Annotated in this window: 22 protein-coding genes; 11 read left to right on the plus strand and 11 right to left on the minus strand. The window is 46.1% G+C overall.

Features of this window, described 5'->3' with window-relative positions; all coding sequences use genetic code 11:
- Positions 1-19: 19 nt before the first annotated feature.
- Complete coding sequence (locus R3D00_23505; GenBank protein ID MEZ4776160.1) at positions 20-706, plus strand: class I SAM-dependent methyltransferase; 687 nt, start codon at positions 20-22, stop codon at positions 704-706.
- 818 nt (positions 707-1,524) lie between these two features.
- The gene (locus tag R3D00_23510) at positions 1,525-2,520 is read left to right on the plus strand and encodes a hypothetical protein (GenBank protein ID MEZ4776161.1); all 996 of its coding nucleotides are present in this window, start codon (positions 1,525-1,527) and stop codon (positions 2,518-2,520) included.
- 11 nt (positions 2,521-2,531) lie between these two features.
- Here the strand turns inward: R3D00_23510 and paaD are convergent, their stop codons facing one another.
- From paaD to R3D00_23540, 6 genes are all read right to left on the minus strand, one after another.
- A complete protein-coding gene (paaD, locus tag R3D00_23515) occupies positions 2,532-3,011 on the minus strand; it encodes a 1,2-phenylacetyl-CoA epoxidase subunit PaaD (protein MEZ4776162.1) in 480 nt (159 codons plus the stop codon).
- A gap of 16 nt (positions 3,012-3,027) precedes the next feature.
- Entirely contained in the window at positions 3,028-3,783 is a 756-nt protein-coding gene (gene paaC / locus R3D00_23520) for a 1,2-phenylacetyl-CoA epoxidase subunit PaaC (GenBank protein MEZ4776163.1), read from the minus strand.
- 18 nt (positions 3,784-3,801) lie between these two features.
- Positions 3,802-4,326 carry a 1,2-phenylacetyl-CoA epoxidase subunit PaaB gene (paaB, locus tag R3D00_23525; GenBank protein MEZ4776164.1) on the minus strand — a complete coding sequence of 175 codons (525 nt, stop codon included), beginning with the start codon at positions 4,324-4,326 and terminating at the stop codon, positions 3,802-3,804.
- A 12-nt stretch (positions 4,327-4,338) separates the two neighbouring features.
- Entirely contained in the window at positions 4,339-5,292 is a 954-nt protein-coding gene (gene paaA / locus R3D00_23530; protein MEZ4776165.1) for a 1,2-phenylacetyl-CoA epoxidase subunit PaaA, read from the minus strand.
- A gap of 37 nt (positions 5,293-5,329) precedes the next feature.
- Positions 5,330-5,938 (minus strand): TetR/AcrR family transcriptional regulator, encoded by a 609-nt coding sequence (locus tag R3D00_23535; GenBank protein MEZ4776166.1) that lies wholly within the window; start codon positions 5,936-5,938, stop codon positions 5,330-5,332.
- Positions 5,939-6,059: 121 nt separating this feature from the next.
- Positions 6,060-6,401, minus strand: coding sequence for a zinc ribbon domain-containing protein YjdM (locus R3D00_23540; protein MEZ4776167.1), 342 nt, complete (start codon positions 6,399-6,401; stop codon positions 6,060-6,062).
- A 149-nt stretch (positions 6,402-6,550) separates the two neighbouring features.
- Between R3D00_23540 and R3D00_23545 the strand changes: the two genes are divergently transcribed.
- Entirely contained in the window at positions 6,551-7,756 is a 1,206-nt protein-coding gene (locus R3D00_23545; protein ID MEZ4776168.1) for a cytochrome c peroxidase, read from the plus strand.
- A 26-nt stretch (positions 7,757-7,782) separates the two neighbouring features.
- On the opposite strand, the gene R3D00_23550 is transcribed toward R3D00_23545, so the two are convergent.
- The 3 genes from R3D00_23550 to R3D00_23560 form a co-directional block, all read right to left on the minus strand.
- Positions 7,783-8,196: a PIN domain-containing protein gene (locus R3D00_23550; protein ID MEZ4776169.1), complete on the minus strand. Its 414-nt coding sequence runs from the start codon at positions 8,194-8,196 to the stop codon at positions 7,783-7,785.
- The gene (locus R3D00_23555; GenBank protein MEZ4776170.1) at positions 8,189-8,398 is read right to left on the minus strand and encodes a hypothetical protein; all 210 of its coding nucleotides are present in this window, start codon (positions 8,396-8,398) and stop codon (positions 8,189-8,191) included. Before R3D00_23555 ends, R3D00_23550 begins: the two co-directional genes overlap by 8 nt.
- An 85-nt stretch (positions 8,399-8,483) precedes the next feature.
- Positions 8,484-9,356 (minus strand): DMT family transporter, encoded by an 873-nt coding sequence (locus R3D00_23560; GenBank protein ID MEZ4776171.1) that lies wholly within the window; start codon positions 9,354-9,356, stop codon positions 8,484-8,486.
- Between the two features lie 92 nt (positions 9,357-9,448).
- On the opposite strand from R3D00_23560, the gene R3D00_23565 reads away from it, so the two are divergent.
- Positions 9,449-10,003 (plus strand): Uma2 family endonuclease, encoded by a 555-nt coding sequence (locus R3D00_23565; GenBank protein ID MEZ4776172.1) that lies wholly within the window; start codon positions 9,449-9,451, stop codon positions 10,001-10,003.
- A gap of 94 nt (positions 10,004-10,097) precedes the next feature.
- On the opposite strand, the gene R3D00_23570 is transcribed toward R3D00_23565, so the two are convergent.
- A complete protein-coding gene (locus R3D00_23570) occupies positions 10,098-11,174 on the minus strand; it encodes a Gfo/Idh/MocA family oxidoreductase (GenBank protein ID MEZ4776173.1) in 1,077 nt (358 codons plus the stop codon).
- Positions 11,175-11,296: 122 nt separating this feature from the next.
- Here R3D00_23570 and R3D00_23575 point away from each other — a divergent pair, with 122 nt between their 5' ends.
- The 6 genes from R3D00_23575 to R3D00_23600 all read left to right on the plus strand — a co-directional run bounded on the left by R3D00_23575 (position 11,297) and on the right by R3D00_23600 (position 17,741).
- Positions 11,297-14,002, plus strand: coding sequence for a c-type cytochrome (locus R3D00_23575; GenBank protein ID MEZ4776174.1), 2,706 nt, complete (start codon positions 11,297-11,299; stop codon positions 14,000-14,002).
- A 386-nt stretch (positions 14,003-14,388) separates the two neighbouring features.
- On the plus strand, positions 14,389-14,748 hold the full coding sequence (locus tag R3D00_23580; GenBank protein ID MEZ4776175.1) for a four helix bundle protein: 360 nt from the start codon (positions 14,389-14,391) through the stop codon (positions 14,746-14,748).
- A 131-nt stretch (positions 14,749-14,879) separates the two neighbouring features.
- Positions 14,880-15,743: a sugar phosphate isomerase/epimerase family protein gene (locus R3D00_23585; GenBank protein MEZ4776176.1), complete on the plus strand. Its 864-nt coding sequence runs from the start codon at positions 14,880-14,882 to the stop codon at positions 15,741-15,743.
- A gap of 44 nt (positions 15,744-15,787) precedes the next feature.
- Entirely contained in the window at positions 15,788-16,729 is a 942-nt protein-coding gene (locus tag R3D00_23590; GenBank protein ID MEZ4776177.1) for a LysR substrate-binding domain-containing protein, read from the plus strand.
- A 282-nt stretch (positions 16,730-17,011) separates the two neighbouring features.
- Positions 17,012-17,269, plus strand: coding sequence for a UPF0175 family protein (locus R3D00_23595; protein ID MEZ4776178.1), 258 nt, complete (start codon positions 17,012-17,014; stop codon positions 17,267-17,269).
- 187 nt (positions 17,270-17,456) lie between these two features.
- On the plus strand, positions 17,457-17,741 hold the full coding sequence (locus tag R3D00_23600) for a DUF3368 domain-containing protein (GenBank protein MEZ4776179.1): 285 nt from the start codon (positions 17,457-17,459) through the stop codon (positions 17,739-17,741).
- A gap of 520 nt (positions 17,742-18,261) precedes the next feature.
- Here the strand turns inward: R3D00_23600 and R3D00_23605 are convergent.
- On the minus strand, positions 18,262-19,368 hold the full coding sequence (locus R3D00_23605) for a transposase (protein MEZ4776180.1): 1,107 nt from the start codon (positions 19,366-19,368) through the stop codon (positions 18,262-18,264).
- A 73-nt stretch (positions 19,369-19,441) separates the two neighbouring features.
- On the opposite strand from R3D00_23605, the gene R3D00_23610 reads away from it, so the two are divergent.
- On the plus strand, positions 19,442-20,005 hold the full coding sequence (locus R3D00_23610; GenBank protein MEZ4776181.1) for a hypothetical protein: 564 nt from the start codon (positions 19,442-19,444) through the stop codon (positions 20,003-20,005).
- Positions 20,006-20,055: the final 50 nt, after the last annotated feature.

Here is a 20,055-nt window from a genome sequence, read left to right on the forward strand (position 1 = left end):
CTATGACCTTTATGTGAATGTGATTCGACGTAATTCTTGTCCTGAAACGGAAAAAATAGAATTGCTTCGAAAAGCCTTTCAACAGCGCAAACAGACAATCGCGTTGACGGACTTTGGGGCGGGAAAAGGAGGCAGCGGAAGCGGAAAAACACAGCGAACCCTGGGTCAAATCGCCAGACTTTCCGCACGAAGACCCCGTGAGGGAAATCTACTGTATCGTTTATGCCAGCATTTCCAGCCCGGTACATGTCTTGAACTCGGGACCAATATGGGTATTTCCTCCCTTTATCAGTTGGCTGCGCTGAAAAACAGCCGGTTTATTACCCTCGAAGGTTCATCCGCGCTTGCAGAAATTGCCCAAAAGAATATTGAAGATTTCGGCTTTCAGGCAGAGGTACATGTAGGAGAATTTTCGGCACTTCTGGCAAAATTAGACCTTTCAGAAATAAAGCCCGACTATGTGTTTCTGGATGGAAACCACCGGTATGAACCGACCATCAGCTATGTACAAACCATACTGCCTCATATCTCTCCCGGCGGAATCCTGATTCTCGACGATATCTACTGGTCTGCAGAGATGAAGAAAGCCTGGGAAACCATTTGCGCCCTTCCGGAAGTCACGGTAAGCCTGGATCTCTTTTTTATGGGAATCTGCTTTATCAGAAGGCCACAGGCAAAAGAACATTTCCGGCTGAGATTTTGGTGAAACCAAACCGGTTCATCTCTGATCGGAGATCATTTTCCTGTGTAGGGACGCAAAGTTTCGCAGAGTACCACGCAGAGTAACGCAGAGACTATAGCACCCTTTGCGTTACTTTGCGATTCCTTTGCGTACTCTGCGTGAACCCGAGAATCTCTGATCGGAGATCATCTCCCTGCTTTTGAACGCAAAGTTTCGCAGAGTATCACGAAGAGTAACGCAGAGACTATAGCACCCTTTGCGTTACTTTGCGATTCCTTTGCGTTACTTTGCGATTCCTTTGCGTACTCTGCGTGAACCGGAGAATCTCTGATCAGAGATCATCTCCCTGCTTTTGAACGCAAAGTTTCGCAGAGTACCACGCAGAGTAACGCAGAGACTATAGCACCCTTTGCGTTCCTTTGCGATTCCTTTGCGTACTCTGCGTGAACCGGAGAATCTCTGATCGGAGATCATCTCCCTGCTTTTGAACGCAGATTAACGCAGAGTACCACACGGAGTAACGCAGAGACTACAACACCCTTTGCGTTACTTTGCGATTCCTTTGCGTACTCTGCGTGAACCTTCGAGATGTTGATCGGAGATCATTTCCCTGCTTTTGAACGCAGAGTACCACGCAGAGTAACGCAGAGGTTTCGCAGAGACTTTCAATTACATTATAGTTCCGAAAACAAAATATAATTATCTGACAAACGTCAAAAATCATTGATTTTTTCCGCAAAACAGGCATATATTTTGACATATCAGGTCATGCCATAAGTTTGGTGGCAAAATATTTACAGATATTGTATAAATTTGTTTGAACTTTTTACCAAAGGGCAAATATGAAGGCTAACAAAAATTTACTGATTATCGGGGGAATGGTTCTGCTAACGATCATTGCCTTTCTGCTAATCGGTTATTTCTCAGGGCCGTCAGGCAGTAGAACTGATGCGGATGTCATTCAGGAACTTACACAGGAAATCGAAGATCTGGAAAGTAGCCTGATGGAAGTGGAAATCGTTCTAAGTGAAGTTGACAGAGACCTTGGGCAGAAAAAAGATCTTCTCGATCAAAAATATGACGAGATCAACTTCCTTACTCAAAAACTTGAGGAGTTGGAAAAGCAGGGCAATGTGGACAAAGCCACAATCCGTGATCTCAAACAAAAACTGGACGAAGCCAAAGGCAAACTCTACGATGCCTCCCAGATTGAGGTTTACAAAAAAGAAATTGACCTGCTTGTCATAGACAACTCCACCACCACACGGAAAATTGATAGTATGGTACTCCTGATGGAGCGCTATGACAGTGTGTTTATCGTCATGAATCAGGAGACACAATCCGTACGTCAGCAACTCTCTGATTGCGGAGGCAAAACAAATATTCCACAGACCAATACAGATCCTGTGCCCACTACAAATCCGGAAGACAACTGGAAAGGGTTCCGCGCCACAAACTTCAGGTTTTATCGAAATAATGAAAATACCCCTGCCGGTACCCAAATCAAAGGCGAAGGACTTGAAAAACTAAAAATCCAGTTTGATGTCGAAGGGAAAGATGTGGCGAATGGCGATAAAGATATTTACCTCGTATTCGAGAACTTCCTGACAAGGGAAACCTTTTTCAGTAAAAATACAAAAGGTGGAAATTTTACCCTAAACGGGGTCTCCAAAGTTTCTTCTGCCAAGTCGATTCTAAAATACAATGGCACCAACAGTGTGATATCTATCCAGCTGGAGCAAGATGAATCCGGGCAGTTTAAAACCGGTGCTTACAATGTCAGCATCTATTGTCAGGGGGAATTAATTGGTCAGCGGAAAAATATTTCCATTTACTAATTCGGTACCGCTTACAACGGCTTCATCTGCTCAAAAGTCTCATGGCAGTCTTCGCAGTGATGGATAGACCGGCAGGCTGTAGGGCCAAATACACTCAATACCCGTGTATTTACGGAATCACATCTGGGGCATTGTGCATATTCCAACTCTTCCAGCGTCAGTTCGCCGTCAAATGATCTAGGCGGACTTAAGCCAAAATCTTTCAACAATACCCTGCCCTTCGGGCTGATCTGGTTGGTCGTCCATTCCGACTTGTATTTGATCTGTACGTCTAGTTCCTTCACGCCTGCTTCGCTCAGGGTTTTGATCACGTCGTTTTTCATCATCTCAATTGCTGGGCAGCCCGCAAAAGTTGGGACAATATCCACGTATACCTTTTCGCCTTCCACACGCACATCTTTCACAACCCCGAGCTGCACCAGCGAAATCACCGGAATCTCGGGGTCTTTGACTTCTTCAAGCAAGGTGAATATTTGGTCACGGGTAAACATAATAAACGTATTTTTTTCACCACTTAGCCTGCGGATCAATAGCAAAAACTTCGGTCATTTCAGCCAGAAGTGGAGAAAGCCAGGGCGTATGATGGCCGCTTCTTCCGCCAAAGTGTTCGAGCATATCGTCTGCCAACGGTACATGCAGCCGGCAATCGCGGAGAAAGGTTTCCACCTCCATCCGCCATTCTTTCATCAGACTGTCTTCCAGTGGTAAAATGCCCTCATTTGCCAAAGTCTCACTATGAACCGTCGGCTCAAATATGCTGAAAGCTATCGGATACACCTCATCGAGCGCAGCCTGTAATTTCTGGTTTGCCTCTTCGGAAGAATTACCCAATTGCTGCAGGAATACCCTTGCGTGCATCTGGTGATACTTTTCCTCCCGGGCAATCTTTTGTGCCAGTTGGGCCAAAGGTTTGTAAGCGGCTTCGCTCAGATATTTTAGCCGCACTTTGTCGGCCATGTCAAACAAATAGTGGCGCACCAGGCTAAATGCATAGTCGCCAATGGGGTATTCGACCAGATGGCAGCAGCGATATTCATAGGCCGACCGCATAAATGCATTGGTGTCGGGATCTGTTTCGCCGAGTTCTTCCAGCAACTGAAAATAAGACCAGGCGTGGCCGATCTCGTCCTGCGCCATGGAGGCAAAGGCAATATCTTCTTCCAGTACGGGACCAATACCCACCCATTCGGAATTGCGGTGGCCAAGGATCACTTTATCATCCGCCATGCGGTACAGCAAATCTTTGATCGCTTCGGTATTCATATTGATTCTTTAGAAGCCTTAATTTCTGATAATCACTTTTCGTGGTGGTTTGCCTTCAATGGTCGGCAAATGCACAACTGTAACAGCCTTTCCTTTTTCCACGCGGGTTTTCTCTAAAGGCGCAGCCTCAGGTTCGGCAGATTTTTTGTCCTCCTTTTCCAGCCGGGCAAACAGATCGCGTTTAAAAGTTTCAATGGTATCTTTTACCTTATAGCCATTGCCCTCGCGATAACTTTTGTCGAAAGCGTGCTGGAACATATCGGAGTCCTCATAACTCGTAGCGTGAATATCGCGGCTTTTTACTACCCAGATATTGGCGCATTGTTCTCTGCGTCCAAACTGCTCTTTCGCCAGAATCAGGGCCATTTCTGCATTGGGAGCGTGGACAGCGCCTACATGCACATGCTGCTGACCGCGTTCCTGTTGGGTAAATACTTCATAATTTTGCCATTGCAGACGGTCGCCATCTTCATAAGGCGTTTCCTGTGAAGGCAGTTCGATGCGGTTGACCCGCGGGTCATATGATTGGGGACTAGTGGGCATAGTGATTGGGAATTAAGCCAGCGGGGCCACGTATTCTTCTTTAGGATTGAGCAGTGCTTTTCTCACCCAGCGGCCCTTTTCTTCGGCATAGCGGCGCACAGCGAGACGTTCTTTATTACAAGGGCCATTTCCATTGATCACCTGTTTGAAAACCTCCCAGTCGGGTTCGGTATATTCCCACTGGCCGGTTGCCATATTTTTTTTCAGATTGGGATCGGGAATGACGAGCCCCAGTTCCAGAATTTTGGGCACGTACATATCCAGGAATGCCTGCCGCATTTCATCGTTGGTGGCGAGCTTCACCTTCCATTTGACGAGTTTTTCGGTATGTTGGGACATTTTATCGGGCGGACCGAAGAAATGCATAATCGGTTCCCACCAGCGGTTGAGTGCCTCCTGCACCATTTGTCTTTGTACAGGCGTACCGGTTGCGAGGTGCACGACGGTATCATGGCCATATTTGAGGTGGAAGGATTCTTCGTAGCAGATACGCTCCAGCGCACGACCGTAGGGGCCATAGGAGCCTTTAGAATTGGTAACCTGATTGACGATGGCACCAGCATCAATCAACCAGGCGATGACCGCAGTGTCAGCCCAGGTTACAGCCGGGTAGTTAAAAACATTGGAGTATTTGGATTTGCCATTGATCAGGTCGTTGAGCATGGCTTCGCGGGATTTGCCGAGGGTTTCAGCCGCGGAATACAGCAGTTGGCCGTGGCCGACTTCATCCTGTACTTTGGCCATGAGGGCGAGTTTGCGGCGAAAACCCGGGGCGCGGGTAATCCAGGTACCTTCGGGCAGGGCGCCGATGATTTCGGAGTGTGCGTGTTGTTCGATCATCCGCGTCAGTTGGCGCCGGTATTCATAGGGCATCCAGTCGGTGGGTTCGATCTTTAGCCCGGCGTCGATTTTGGCTTCAAATTCGGCGACTTTGATCGGGTCCTCATCTTCCAGACGGGTTCCCATATTATCGATTTCTATAACAGAAAGGCTACCGTACATATTATTGGTTGGATAAGGGTGAAACAGAGAGTCCGGCAAGTAGGAAGCGACTGGCTTCGTTGCCAATATCTTCGATGGTCATTTCGCCATCGGGGCGATACCATTGGTGAATCCAGTTGAGCGCAGCGATGAGCATGGAAGTGATGAAGCGCGGTTTTACCGGACGAAAAACCCCCATATTCATTCCAGCCTGAATGATTTCAATAAATGCAGATTCATAGCGGTTGATCAGATCGGCATATTCGCTGCGGCGGGGTTCGTCGAGATGGGTCCATTCTCCGAAAAAAATCGCTGAGGCATCCAGGTTCCGGATAATCACTTCCACATGTGCCCGTATCATGCGGTCAAGCCGGTCCTGTACAGCAGTTTTTTCATGAGCAATTGGTAAAACCGTTTCCAGAAACTCCCGGGCACAGCGGATGGCTATTTCCCACAGGATTTCATCTTTGGACTGATAGTGGCTGTAGAGGCTTGCAGGTTTGATATCAAGCGCCTGTGCCAGGTCGCGCATGGAGGCATTTTGAAAACCTTTCTGACTAAACAGCCGGCGGGCAGCCTGGAGAATTTCCTGCTTTCGGGAGCTGACCAATTGAATCTGAGAAATGGGCATATAAACTACCTAATGTTCGTTAGGCAATTTATAGAAAAAAACTGGTTTGGGCAAGTGTGGATAGATTTTAGGGAGAGCCTCGTCAGCTATTCTTCTGCGATTCTTTTAAAGCTATCTGCAATCAGGCTTTTCTGACAAACTCCGATTTTAAAGCCATAGCTCCAAAACCATCAATTTTGCAATCAATATTATGATCTCCTTCGGTCAGCCGGATGTTTTTCACTTTGGTACCGGCCTTTATGGGAGCAGTGGATCCTTTTACGGGTAAATTTTTCATTACAATCACCGAATCACCATCCTGCAACAGATTTCCATTGGCATCCTTTACTACCAGCGTATCTTCTTCCTGCAAATCCTGCGGATTCCATTCATGACCACATTCCGGGCAGGCGTAAAGTTCCCCTCCGGTAAAGTATCCATAAGGTGATTTACACTGGGGACAGGGTTTCATTTCGTCAGACATCTTTTAATTCTTAATATTCTCTGCGAATAAACATGAATTTTTGCGGAATAGTACTGCTGAAAGTCATTTTGTCGCTGGTTAATATAGCTTAGTTTTGCAATGGCAATAATCCTCATGTATGGCAAAAGCCCTTTATAGTCTACCAGGTGATGAAGAACAAGTATCCCAGCACTATTTTGATTTTTTTTGTCATTACGTTAGTAAGCCGATGTTCCATCTCTGAACCGGATGAAACCAGAATCAGTTCAGAAAAATTACAAAAAAAGAAAGCTTTAGCGGCTTTAAATATCCATAGCGCTTTACCCGAGATCGCAAAAGCCCCCAAAAACAACATTCCGGATGCCGAAAAAACAGAATTAGGCAGGTTATTATTTTACGATCCGATTTTATCCGGGGACAAAGATGTCGCCTGTGCAACCTGTCATCACCCCGGCAATGGTTATGCAGAATATAGAGATATATCCATAGGGGTAAATGGAAAAGGGTTTGCCAGCAAAAGGGTCTTTAATACGCCCAATAATATTCCATTTGTAAAACGAAATGCACATACAATCCTTAATGCTGCATTTAATGGGATCAGTACATCTAACCAATACCTCCCGGAGGACGCACCAATGTTTTGGGATTCACGGGTAAAAAGTCTGGAGAAACAGGCATTGGAGCCCATTCTGGCACTTGAAGAAATGAGAGGGACTCATTTTTCGAAGGAGGAGATATTAGCCGAGGTGGTAAACAGGTTAAAAGGTATCCCAAAGTATGCCGCACTATTCCAAGCGGCATTTCCTGAACCCGACCCCATCAATGCAGATAATATCGGAAAATCAATCGCAGCCTTCGAGCGAACTTTAATAACTGCCAATACCCGGTTTGATCAATATATGAGAGGAGACTCCAGCGCGATCTCATTAGCTGAAAAAGAAGGGTTTATGTTGTTTAAAAGAGTCGGTTGTGGTAATTGTCATAATGGACCCATGTTTTCTGATTATAAAACTCACGTATTAGGAGTACCACAAAACACGAAATTATCGGAACCCGATAAAGGGACAAATGATGAGTATGCATTTCGAACAGCCAGTTTGCGGAACCTTCGGTTTACGGCGCCCTATATGCACAACGGAACTTTTAATACGTTAAAAGAAGTATTGGAATTTTATGAAGATATGGCAGATGGTAAAAGCAGAAATGAAGAAATAACAAAACAGCAATTTGATCCCTTAATAAAAGAATTGAAGTTGACGGTAAAGGAAATGGGGCCCATCATCTCTTTTCTGAATGCGTTAAGTGATTCTGAATTTGACAAAGACATCCCGCAGTCCGTCCCCAGCGGTCTGGCGGTAGGAGGAAATATCGATTAGTTTTATTTTGTTAAGGGCTTGCCGTATCATTTCGCCACCAACGCCAACACACCAATTTCAGGCATTCCCTGGAAATCGTTGAGATTTGCCGTTGCTATTTGAGGAATATCATTTGCCATTGCAACAGAGACGATTTCCAGATCGAACACTCGATTTCCACGAGGTTGATATTTTTGAATGAGTTGCTCAAAGTGGCCAAGGCTTGCAGGGGTTGGATATAAAGTGGTGGTATTTTTTTGAACCTCCTGATAAAACTTCATTGAATCAGCTATACCAACATTTAATTTCGAACAAACCGCAAAAAATTCAGAAATAACCTTAGTCGGCACCGATAACTCATATGCAGGATTGGTCAGTATTGCAACAGCGGAGGCATAGTAACCCGACTGGGCATCCAAACCATAGACCAATATATTGGTGTCCAGGATAATCCTACTCATGCGCAAAATCCCGTATATTCACAAGATCCAGCTTTCCTCCGAGATTGACGCTGCCGAGCAGACTCCATTCCCGCTTAGGTGGGGGAGGTGTCTCATCCAGAGCGATAACGGTTACGATCACACGCTTACCGAGAAAATGTTGAAGGTGTGCCTGATTCAATAAAGATTCGCCCCAATGTCCTTGTATGGTAATTGCTTGCATAATCTGCTTTTTTCTCAATGTACGTAATACAGTCCAGATTGTCTAGTTTCGTTATGGTTTTTTCATTCAATTCTTATACTTCTCATCACTCCTTCCGCAACAAAACTGTGGCCGAAATGATCAGCAGGCCGCCAATGGCCATATTCCAGGTAATGGTTTCCTTCATCAGGAAAACGCTAAACATCAGCGCGCTCACAATCTCTACATATGAAAGGGTGGAAGCCGTGCCTGCTTTCAGATGCTTCAGGCCAAAGAAAAACAGATATGCACCAAATGTCCCCAGTAAAATTGCATGTCCGGCGCCAAATAATACATCCATACCGTCGGGAACAGGCCGGTTGATGAGGATAAAAGGCAGGAAAACCACGACCCCCGCCATGTTCTGATAAAAGATAATTTCTGTCCGGCTGTAGAATCCAGAAACTTTCTTAAACACCACCACGCTGGTTGCATGGATCATGGCAGTAAACAGGGCTGCGGTCATTCCCACAAAATCGCGGTTGGCAAAGGTAAAGGGTTTGTCGGCATAGACCAGCGCGATTCCCGAAAAAGCCAGCAGCATAACCACCAGATTGCGACGGGTAATTTTTTCATCCAGATACAAACTTCCTATCAGCGCGACAAATATGGGCCATGTATAGGATATCAACACAGCATTGGCAATAGAAGTGTAAATGAAAGCGGTAAAAAACAAATACATCCGCAACGTATTGAGTACCGAAATCCCGATCATAAAGGGATAATTGCCGCGGAAAATTTGCTGCTTTCGGGAAACCATAATGGCCCCCACAATGGCCGTGGGAAAAATCGCCCGCATAAAACTCATGGAGGTCGCCGCCACATGAATATTCTTGATAAAGACTCCGCTTGCGCCTGCCATCGTCGCCGAGGCCAGAATTGCCATAAGTGCTCGTTCACGCATATAATGTGCAGCAGTCAGTGATATACCTGTCTGCATAACGCCGCAAATATAGCGGTTTTCGACTGGCAGAAAGCTACGGGTTTGGGATAATTTTCAGGATTTTCTATCTTTATTTAAAAGAGAAAGCTATGGCTGTATTACCCGTTCGACGTCTTGTTTCAGTAGAAGATTATCACCGTATGGCGGAAGCAGGGATTCTGACTGAAAGGGATCGTGTAGAACTGATTGATGGTGAAATTATAAATATGGGTCATATTGAAAGCAAATGTGCGGGGCATGTAAATAAAATTAATGCTATTCTCTCACGGCTTTTAAAAAAGAGCGCTGTGGTTAGCGTTCAAAATCCCGTCCATCTCAACAACTTCTCAGAACCCGAGCCGGATATAGCTGTATTGAGGCCTTCACCTGACTTTTATATATCCCATCATCCCCGGCCAGAGGATATACATCTGGTCATTGAGGTTTCGGACTCTTCGCTTAACTGGGACAGGGAAAATAAACTCCCCATGTATGCTGCTGCAGGTATCAAAGAGTGCTGGCTGATAGATATTGCTGAGCAAGAGATAGAAATTTACCGGACTCCTTCAGATAGAATCTATAAATACAGGGAAATTGCGCGGGAAAATGATACAATCACGCTCTCGGATTTTGACCTTACGATCTCTGTAAACGATATTTTATAAGGCTAACAGGGTCAGATTGATAATTCTATTGCCCTCGCATGGGATCCGAAATCCGGGGCTTCGAGCGACCTCAGCCACCGGATTGAAGTAGCTACTACAACACAACAGTTCTACCCGTCCGGAATGCCTCATCGGCTGCCAGTACGATTTTCAGGCTGTTGATTGCGTCGTTGACGTGGGCGGTCATGTCCATGTCTTCCTGAATGGCGCGAAGGAATACGGCCTGCTCCAGGTCGCATAGTCCCTGATGATCGGGCTCGAAAGTGGTATCGACCATTTCGTCGGGTTTGAGAAATTTGCCATCAGCACCCGTAGCTGCATAATGCACTTTCAAGGCATTGGTAGTAGAATGTCCATCCACATCATCAGATCCTCCGGTGCGCTCTGTACCAGATTTATCCACGATACTCACACAACCTTTCGGGCCGATCACGTCCTTGACAAAATAGGCGGTTTCACTCATCATAGGCCCCCACCCTGCTTCGTACCAGCCTACAGAACCATCGTCAAAAGTGACGTGCAAATGGCCGTAATTGTACATCCCGGGTTTGATCTCGTCGGTCAGCCGGGCACCGATGGCATTGACCGATACAGGGTTTGCCCCTGTCATCAGACACATCACATCCACATAATGTACCCCACAGTCCACAATCGGGGACATGGAGTTCATCAGGTTTTTATGCACAGCCCAGGTACTCCCGTGGCTTTGCTGGTTGAGGTTCATACGCATTACCAGCGGTTTGCCGAGGGTGCGGGCGATCTCGATAAATTTTTCCCAGGCAGGATGTACGCGGAGAATATAGCCAATGACGATTTTTTTGCCTTTGGCTATGGCCAGGTCGCGAATTTCTTCGGCTTCTGCCACCGTTTCTGCGAGTGGTTTTTCCACAAAAACATGGGCACCTGCATTGAGTGCCATTTTCACATATTGTGCATGTGTATCGGGATAGGTATTGATGGAAACGGCATCGGGCCTGGTTTCTGCAAGTGCCTTTTCATAACTATCAAACTGCGGGAGTCCGCCCAACTCTTCGGCAAGTCTGCCACGGCTTTCGGGCCCGCGGGCTACCAGACCTACAATTTGAAACTCAGGCATTTTGTGATAAGCCCGGGCATGGGATGCACCCATATTTCCACAGCCTACAACCAGTACTTTAATCGGGGGGTTCATATTCGGTTTCTTTATTGAAAACTAATTTCCTTTTACAAATATAAAAGAACTCAACTGTAAAATGTATATTCAAATCGCCCAATAAGGCTGGGCTAACGTTGTACTTCCTTTTCTCCGCAATTATGGATAAGAAACTACTACTCTTTTTACTGGCTGCGATTTTCGCCGGATGTAACGATCCCCGCTCCGTCACAATCGAATATGTACCGCTTCAGCTAAATATTCAACCTTCTTCGGATAGTCTTTTTTACCTACCCGATGATCTGGAGGTAACCCTGTGGGCAGAATCTCCTCAGCTCTTTAACCCCACAAACCTCGATGTGGATGCCCGCGGTCGAATCTGGGTTACTGAGGCTGTCAACTACCGAGATTTCAACAATTCGCCCAAAAACCACCTGCACTTTGGGGAGGGCGACAGGGTCGTTATTCTCGAAGATACTGACGGAGACGGGAAAAGCGACCTTTCCAAAGTATTTGTACAGGACAAAGATCTTGTCGCTCCTTTGGGAATTGCGGTAATCGGCAAACAGGTCATCGTCTCCTGCGCACCACACCTCATCATTTACACAGATGAAGACGGAGACGACAAACCCGACAAAAAGGAGATATTTCTCAAGGGCTTTGGCGGATTTGACCACGACCACAGCCTCCACGCAGTTGTCGCCGGCCCTGACGGACACTGGTATTTTAATACCGGAAATGCCGGGCCGCATACTGTTACGGATAAAAGCGGATGGACATTGCGCTCGGGCAGCAATTATACCGGTGGAACGCCCTACAACAAGGAAAATTCCGGAGCCAGAGTTAGCGACGACGGGAGAATCTGGGTGGGCGGTCTGGCCCTTCGAATCAACCCCGACGGTACAGGGCTGAAAGTGATGGCGCACAACTTCCGCAATGCCTACGAACTCGCCCTCGACTCTTACGGCAATATGTGGCAAAATGACAACGACGACCAGGTGGTTACCTGCCGGGTAACCTGGCTGATGGAAGGCGCCAATGCAGGGTATTTCAGCGCCGATGGAACCCGCACATGGCAGGCTGACCAAAAGCCGGAACAGCCGATATTTTCCGCCCACTGGCATCAGGAAGACCCGGGTGTACTGCCAGCCGGAGATTGTACGGGTGCGGGCTCGCCTACAGGGTTTGCGGTGTATGAAAGTGAAGTTTTGGGCGAAAAATACCGGGGAATGCTGCTAAGTGTGGACGCAGGGCGAAATGTCATTTTCGCATACAAGCCCAAACCTAATGGTGCGGGATTCGAACTGGAAAGACATGATCTGATCACGACGATCGGTGGTTCGACGGAAGGTTATAAATGGAATGAAATATTTGAGGACACCCGACGCTGGTTTCGGCCAAGCGATGTAGTTGCGGGAACAGACGGCGCCCTGTACATGGCAGACTGGTATGACCCGGTCGTCGGTGGCCACCAGATGCACGACTCCATAGGATATGGCAGAATATTCAGAATCACGCCCAAAGGGAAAAAACTTACGCCTCCGGCACTTGATTTCACCACCATCTCCGGGCAGATAGAAGCGCTGAAAAACCCCTCAGTAAATGTGCGGAATCAGGGGTTTGTCCTGCTGAAAGATCAGGGAGATACGATTGTCGCCGTGATAAAGCCATTGCTCAGCGACCCTAATCCTGCCATTCGGGCCCGCGCCATCTGGCTGTTGGCCCAGCTTGGGCCGGAAGGGCAGACTGTTGTGGAAGAAATTCTGAAACAGGGAAAAGACCCGTTGGAAAGAATTACTGCCTATCGCGCATTGCGGGAAGCTGATCCTGAAAATCTCCTGGCTTACGCAGCCATTGCCGTCAATGATCCCTGGCCGGGTGTGCGACGAGAGGTGGCTGTTTCCCTGCGAATTATGCCCTGGGAGCGAAAAGAAAGCCTTGTGTTACGGTTGTTTGACCAGTATGAGGGCAATGACCGTTGGGAACTCGAAGCCCTCGGTATGGCAGCCGAAGGCGGAGAATCTGTCATATATCAGAAAATCACCCAAAACCTCGATCCGCTCAAATGGTCCGGGACTATTTCCCAAATCGCCTGGCGGCTTCACCCTGAGGAGGCTGTAACAGCCCTCAAGCAAAGAGCACTTGCAGAATTTGTTATTAGTCTGACAGAACGAAAACAAGCAATGGACGCCCTGGCATTTATTCCACAGCGGGAGGCCGCACTTGCCATGCAGGAAATTGCACAACATGGCGGCAAAGACATAGCGCCGCTCGCGTTATGGTGGGTGGAAAACAGGAAAAATAACGAATGGCAGGCCTGGGCAGCCGATTTGCCTGTACAGGCCGATGAATCAGGCGGAGCGGACTATCGAAGTCCCGATATAACCAGTCTGGGTTTAGGCACAAATGAAACAACAGCCGATGAAGCAATCTGGAATGCAGCGGCCATTGCGGCAACCACAGGCGACCCAGCAAAAGGCAAATCCACTTTTGAAAGAAGCTGTCTGACCTGCCACAAGCTGGGCGAACAGGGAAATGATATTGGCCCTGACCTAAGCCAGATTCACACCAAATTTGACCGAATCTCGCTGGTGGATGCGATAGTTAACCCTGGCGGTTCGATTGCTTTTGGCTATGAACCCACACAAATCGAAACCAAAAGCGGAGCAACATACTTTGGGTTTCTGCTGAGCGACGGTAATGTCAAAATGCTCAAAGAACTATCCGGCGAACGACGCGCTATTCGCAGTGAAGATATTCTCAAAAAAGAAAAACTCAACCAGAGCATTATGCCCATACCAGCCGGACTGGGGCTAAAGCCAGCTGATGTTGCGGATATAAGTGTTTATTTATTGAGCCGAAAATAGGCATCCCAAATTGTTGGAAAGCAAATACAAAGGACAGGAAGGCGGGAGAATATTACTACCACCCTCAGTCATTTAGTACCCGCCCCGGTAGCACCGGGGGAAATGTAAAGGGGGAAGAGACTTCAACACAACAGAGAACAATGAATAAGGAAAAAACAACATTATCCCAACCGGAACATTACCTTTGGAAAAAGGTGAGAGAAACCACCGCGAATTTAGATCCATAAACAGCACCGGACGCATGACTTTGGCTTTTGGCTTTTGGCTTTTGGCTTTTGGCTTTTAGCTTTTGGCTTTTGGCTTTTAGCTTTTGGCCTTTAGCTTTTAGCCTTTAGCCAACAGCCAAGACCCAACAGCCAACAACCAACAGCCAACAACCAACAACCATGAGAGACTTTAGAAATTTAGAAATCTGGAAAAAAGGAATATCAATGGTAAAGGACATTTATACCGTGACCAAGTTATTGCCGGATACAGAAAAATTTGGTTTAATAAGCCAAATGCAACGATGTGCGGTTTCCATTCCATCCAACATAGCAGAAGGATGTAGCAGAAATAGTGAACGGGAATTCAAACGTTTCCTGGAAATTGCTATCGGTTCCGCATTTGAACTAGAAACGCAGTTATTAATCTGTGTTGAACTAAACTACTTTAGCCAGCAACAAGTGGAACGCATTCAAAAAAACCTCACCACCATTCAAAAACAAGTAAACTCCCTTATAACCAAAATAGCTTTTAGCCTTTAGCTTTTAGCTTTTAGCCTTTAGCCAACAGCCAATAGCCAACAGCTAACAGCCAATAGCTAACAGCCAATAGCCAACAGCAAAATTACCCGTTTGTAAATACATATTCTATCACCCCTTATATCTCTCTAGCTATGCCTACACGCAGATCCATGATCAAAACCTCAGCCGCCGGACTTGTTGGTCTGGGGTTAAGTGCTTATATGAAACCGCTACTGGCAGGAGAAAACCGAAGGTTTCGCATCGGTGCCTGCGACTGGTCGATCGGTAAAAGATGTGATCCGACCGCATTTGAGTTTGCCGCAAAACTGGGTCTCGACGGGGTACAGGTAAGTGTGGTAAATGATCAGGATATCATTCATCTGAATGACCCCACTACCAGAAGAAATTATCAAAAAGCTGCCAGAAAAAGCGGAACTCAAATCGGCGGTCTGGCAATCGGGAGGATGAATGAGGTTCCCTACAAGTCTGATCCGCGCACGGAAGAATGGGTCAGCAGCAGCATTGATCTGGCAAAAAAGCTGGGCGTACACGCGATTCTACTGGCTTTTTTTAGCAAAGGCGACATAAAAGGAGATAAAGAAGGCACAAAGGAGGTCATCCGGAGACTAAAAAAAATTGCCCCAAAAGCAGAGAAAGCCGGGGTCATCCTGGGAGTAGAATCATGGCTCAGTGCAAAAGAGCACATGGAAATCATCGACGCAGTGGAGTCTCCCAATGTGCAGGTGTATTACGACCTCGCCAATTCCAACAAAATGGGGTACGACATCTACGAAGAAATTGTCTGGCTGGGGAAATCACAGATTTGCGAATTTCACTTCAAGGAAAATGACTTTCTGCTGGGGCAAGGGCGGGTAGATTTTCAGAGAATACGCACGGTACTCGACGAAATAGATTATTCGGGCTGGGTGGTGATTGAAGGAGCGACGCCAAAGGGCACGAGTATTGAGGATGCCTATCTGCACAATGTTTCTTTTGTAAGGGGAGTGATGGCGTAGCAGATGCGAATATTTATCTTTAACACAAAACCGAAAGAAACCCTATGAATCTTCAGCAACTCGAGTACGTCGTCGCAGTAGATGCACACAGGCACTTTGCCAAAGCAGCTGATGCCTGTTTTGTCACACAGCCCACGCTCAGTATGCAGATCAAAAAGCTGGAAGAAGAGATCGGTGTGATCATTTTTGACAGAAGTAAAAAACCCGTAATGACTACCCGCCAGGGGCGGATATTGATCGACCAGGCGAGAATTGCCCTGCGGGAAATCAACCGGATCGGCGAAATCATGCAGAGTCTGAAGGATGAAATTGATGGCGTATTTCGGATTGGTATTATTCCGACACTAAGCCCATACCTGCTTCCATTATTTCTGCCGGCATTTACCCGGGCATATCCTAAAGTAGAATTGGTCATCGAGGAACAATTGTCTGAAGTCATTCTTCGAAAAATCAGCCAGGACCAGATCGATGTAGGGATTATGGTTGCGCCAAAAGATATGAAAGGGTTTCGCAAACAGCCCCTGTTTTTTGAAGAATTTCTTCTCTATTTCTCGGCACAGCATCCGCTCACGCAGCAAGATGAGGTAGCCCTCGACGAGCTTGATTTATCAGAACTTTGGTTGCTGAAAGAAGGGCATTGTTTTCGCGACCAGATCCAGCAGTTGTGTTCCAGATATGAGCATGAAGATGCCCACCCTGCAATCCGGTTTGAAAGCGGAAGCCTGGAGACCGTCAAACGAATGGTAGAACACAATTTTGGATTTACCCTCCTGCCTCAGTTGGCGATAAGAGATATTCGTCCGGAAAATATACCCCTGTTAAGGCATTTTAAAAACCGGCGCCCACTCAGAGAAGTCAGTCTGATTACAGCCAGAAGTTTTTTAAAAATGAAACAAATCGAAGCGCTTTCAGACATTATTTTAAAATGCCTGCCCGAAGAAATCGTCAGAGAAGAAACGGGAGAAGTGATTGAATGGGCGGGGTGAGAAATCGGAGGCCAATGACAAAGTGTAATCCCTTGTGTCCCTTGCGCCTTCCTCCTGCCCCTTGTGTTTACTTTATTTTGCTGCGAACACCACTGGATAGCCTGGATATACCTTTGCCAGATACTTGTAAATCTGCGGGAAAGGGAGGATATTGGGGAGAGGAAATGAGGAGGAAAATGGTATGGGGGGTGGATATGGATTTTGGCTACCAAGTCTAATTATTGTATCAAAAGTGGTCAAATAATCGTATTTTCCTATAGATTTGAATAAACAAAGCAATAAATGGGTGTTTTAATAACCGATGATCTTCTCAAAAATGCTCCTATGTCGGAAAGCGAGTTTCGTCTGGAGTTGGCTATATTTTTGTTTGAAAAGGAAATCTTTACCCTTGGTAAGGCGAGTGAATTTGCAAATAAACCCCAATTTATCCTGCAACAAGAATTGGCTAAGCGGAAAATTCCGGTTCATTATGGATTAGAGGAATACATGGAGGATTTGGCTACTGTTGAAGAAATGAGAAAGAGAAGTGATAATAATTAGCGATACCTCCGTAATTAGCAATCTAATCCAAATAAGTCGATTGCAGATATTGAGCAGCCTATTTGGAGAAATAATAATCCCTACAACCGTTAGGCTGGAAATTCTTCAACTAGAGGAATATGGCATTAGTCTTGAACAATTTCGAAACGCTTCCTGGATCAAAACCCAGGATCCCGTTGACATAAATATGGAAAGAGGTTTACGAGAATCATTGGACGCAGGGGAAGCGGCCGCAATTACTCTGGCAAAAGAATTGAATGCTGATTACTTAGCAATCGATGAAAGAGCTGGCAGAAGAATAGCAAAATCATTAGGGATAAAAATAATTGGATTAGTAGGCATACTCATTCGTGCGAAAGAAGCAAACCTGATTGAGAATGTTCGCCCCATTTTAGATCAGTTAATCACTGAGGCGAACTTCTATATTGGAGAGAAATTTTATCAACAAATAATTGAAAACCTGGGCGAATAGCCGAAAAAGGATCGGGACAATATGCCATTTTCCGAGGAAGTCAGAAAACCATCTACATAGGCAGACACACAAAGACAGCACGAAGGTCTCAAAGATAGCATTTCCCTTGTGTCCCTTGCGTCTTCCTCCTGCCCCTTGTGTTTACTTTATTTTGCTGCGAACACCACTTGGATAGCCGGGATATACCTTTGCCAGATACTTGTAAATCTGATGGAAAGGGAGGATATTCGTAAGAGTCAATAAGAAAATAAACGCTACGCGTAGCATTTATGCGGATGTTGTAGCGCATTTTGGCAGACTGCAAAACAATAAACTGATTCATAAAATGATAAGTAGAATTTTACGGTTAATAATATGCTTGACAATGATTTCATGTTCAAGCCCAAATCAAAATAATGACATGAGTATTTTCAAAAAACTATTCGGAAAGAAAGATGTTAAAAAAGAATTTACACAAGAAGAATTAGATAAGGATTATGAATTAAAAATGGCTGGATTGGAAGCATACTACTATACATTTTTAATCAGGAGGGGTTTTAGGGGTTTTGGAGATGGATTCAAGATAGGTAAGGAATCGTTGTAGTTGCTGGGATTTTTCGATCAGATAGGCGAGTCCGGCCCGGAAGAGGGAGCAGGCTGGCCATCGGGTTCCGTCGGCGTATTTTTTGAGCGGTATTTTCTTTTTTCTTCGCCATCCTTCTCGGAGTGCGAGCAGGTAGGCGGTGGCTACGAGGGCCATCATGAGCCGGGTTTTGCCCGCGTCTTTGAGGTTGAGGTCTTCGAGGTGATAGCCGTTGGTCTTGAGGTGCTTGAACATGCACTCGATCTTCCATCGGAGCTTGTAAGCGGCGGCGGCGTATCGGCTACTACGAAGGGTAGTGAGGAAAACCATGACGGGTTCGTCTGCGCCGACTTTAGGGTTGGGCATCATGACGAGGGTATAGGAAGTATGGTTGAGGGTGATCCGTTTGCTGACGACTTTCTTTTTTTGCTGGCAGCGGCGGTACATGGCCCGATAGCTCCGCCCGCAGACGGCATTAGTATCTTGCTCGTAGTCGCCGCGCTTCATCCGGATCACAAAGTGTAGGCCCTTGTCGCTGAGGTACTTAAACCATTCTTTGCCGATGTATTCCCGGTCTGCGAGCAGGGTCATCCCACGCAGATCGAAGATACCGAGGGCCTCGTCCATCATCTCTTTTCGTTCTTCCTGATTAGAGGTACCGATCTTACCGAGCTGCTTCCAGTACAGGGGGATGGCTACGCCGCCTACCTGGACAGCCAGTACGAGGTAGTGGATTTCGGTCTGGCCAAACTGCCAACTCGTGCCGTCAAGGATCAGCGTCTGATGCCCCCCCTGACGCAGCAGCCCCAGATTGTGGCGCAGGATGTCGTGCAGAAATTCTTCCGACTTACCCCAGTCTTTAAAAAATCGGATCAGCCGCTGGTAGTGGCTCTGCACATCGGTGTGTGTCTTGCCCAGTACGCTGCTGACGTGGTCCTTGAGTTTGTACAGGTTGACCGTTTGGCCCAAACTGATCAGCGATACGAGCAGGTAAAAATTCTTTGCTGCACCCAGACCATAGTCTTGGTAGATTTTACTAAATTTGAGTAGTTGCGAAAAAGGCATAGGTATCGTTGTCTTGGTAAACACAATACTCTTGCTTTTTTCGCCTTTTTTCAAAATTGTCTAGTAGGCTGGATTGGAAGCTGTTTTAGGAAAGTCACACGAATTGGTTGGACATGCGATAATTCCATTTGATATTGGTGGAACAGTTGACATTTATTATTTTCCCAACGGAATCAAAGGTACTGGATTTGCTACAATGGAGCTATTACAACCAAATGGAAAAGGACCGATTCCAAATAGATTAGGAACGTATGAGATGGTTGCCTTTACTAAACTTGATTATGTTCAAGATACGACTGAGACAAATCCTTTTAATTTAATCGAAAGAAAGATTTGTGGGATTTTTACAGGGATTGGCAATTATTCGTTTCAAGCAAAACTTGAGCCTTTGGAGACAATAGAACTACCGCAAAACGAGGGAGAACCAAATCTGTGTTTGATACTTGATGAGTACAAGCCTGAAAATAAAGAATTTAAAATTGGTGACAGAAAACATGGATTGCTTTTAGTTATGGAAGTACATCGTGCTGAAATGGAATTTGCAATGGAAAATGGCACTGGTAAACTGATTAAAAAACTGAAAGCAAATGGATTTTATCCTTATTCTGATATGGATAGAAAATCTGTGATAGAATAAAAAACGACGCTACAACAATGTGTATAGTGCATGCGGGTTTCAGAGGTTTT

The sequence above is a fragment of the Bacteroidia bacterium genome (genome assembly GCA_041391665.1).
GTDB lineage: Bacteria > Bacteroidota > Bacteroidia > J057 > J057 > JAGQVA01.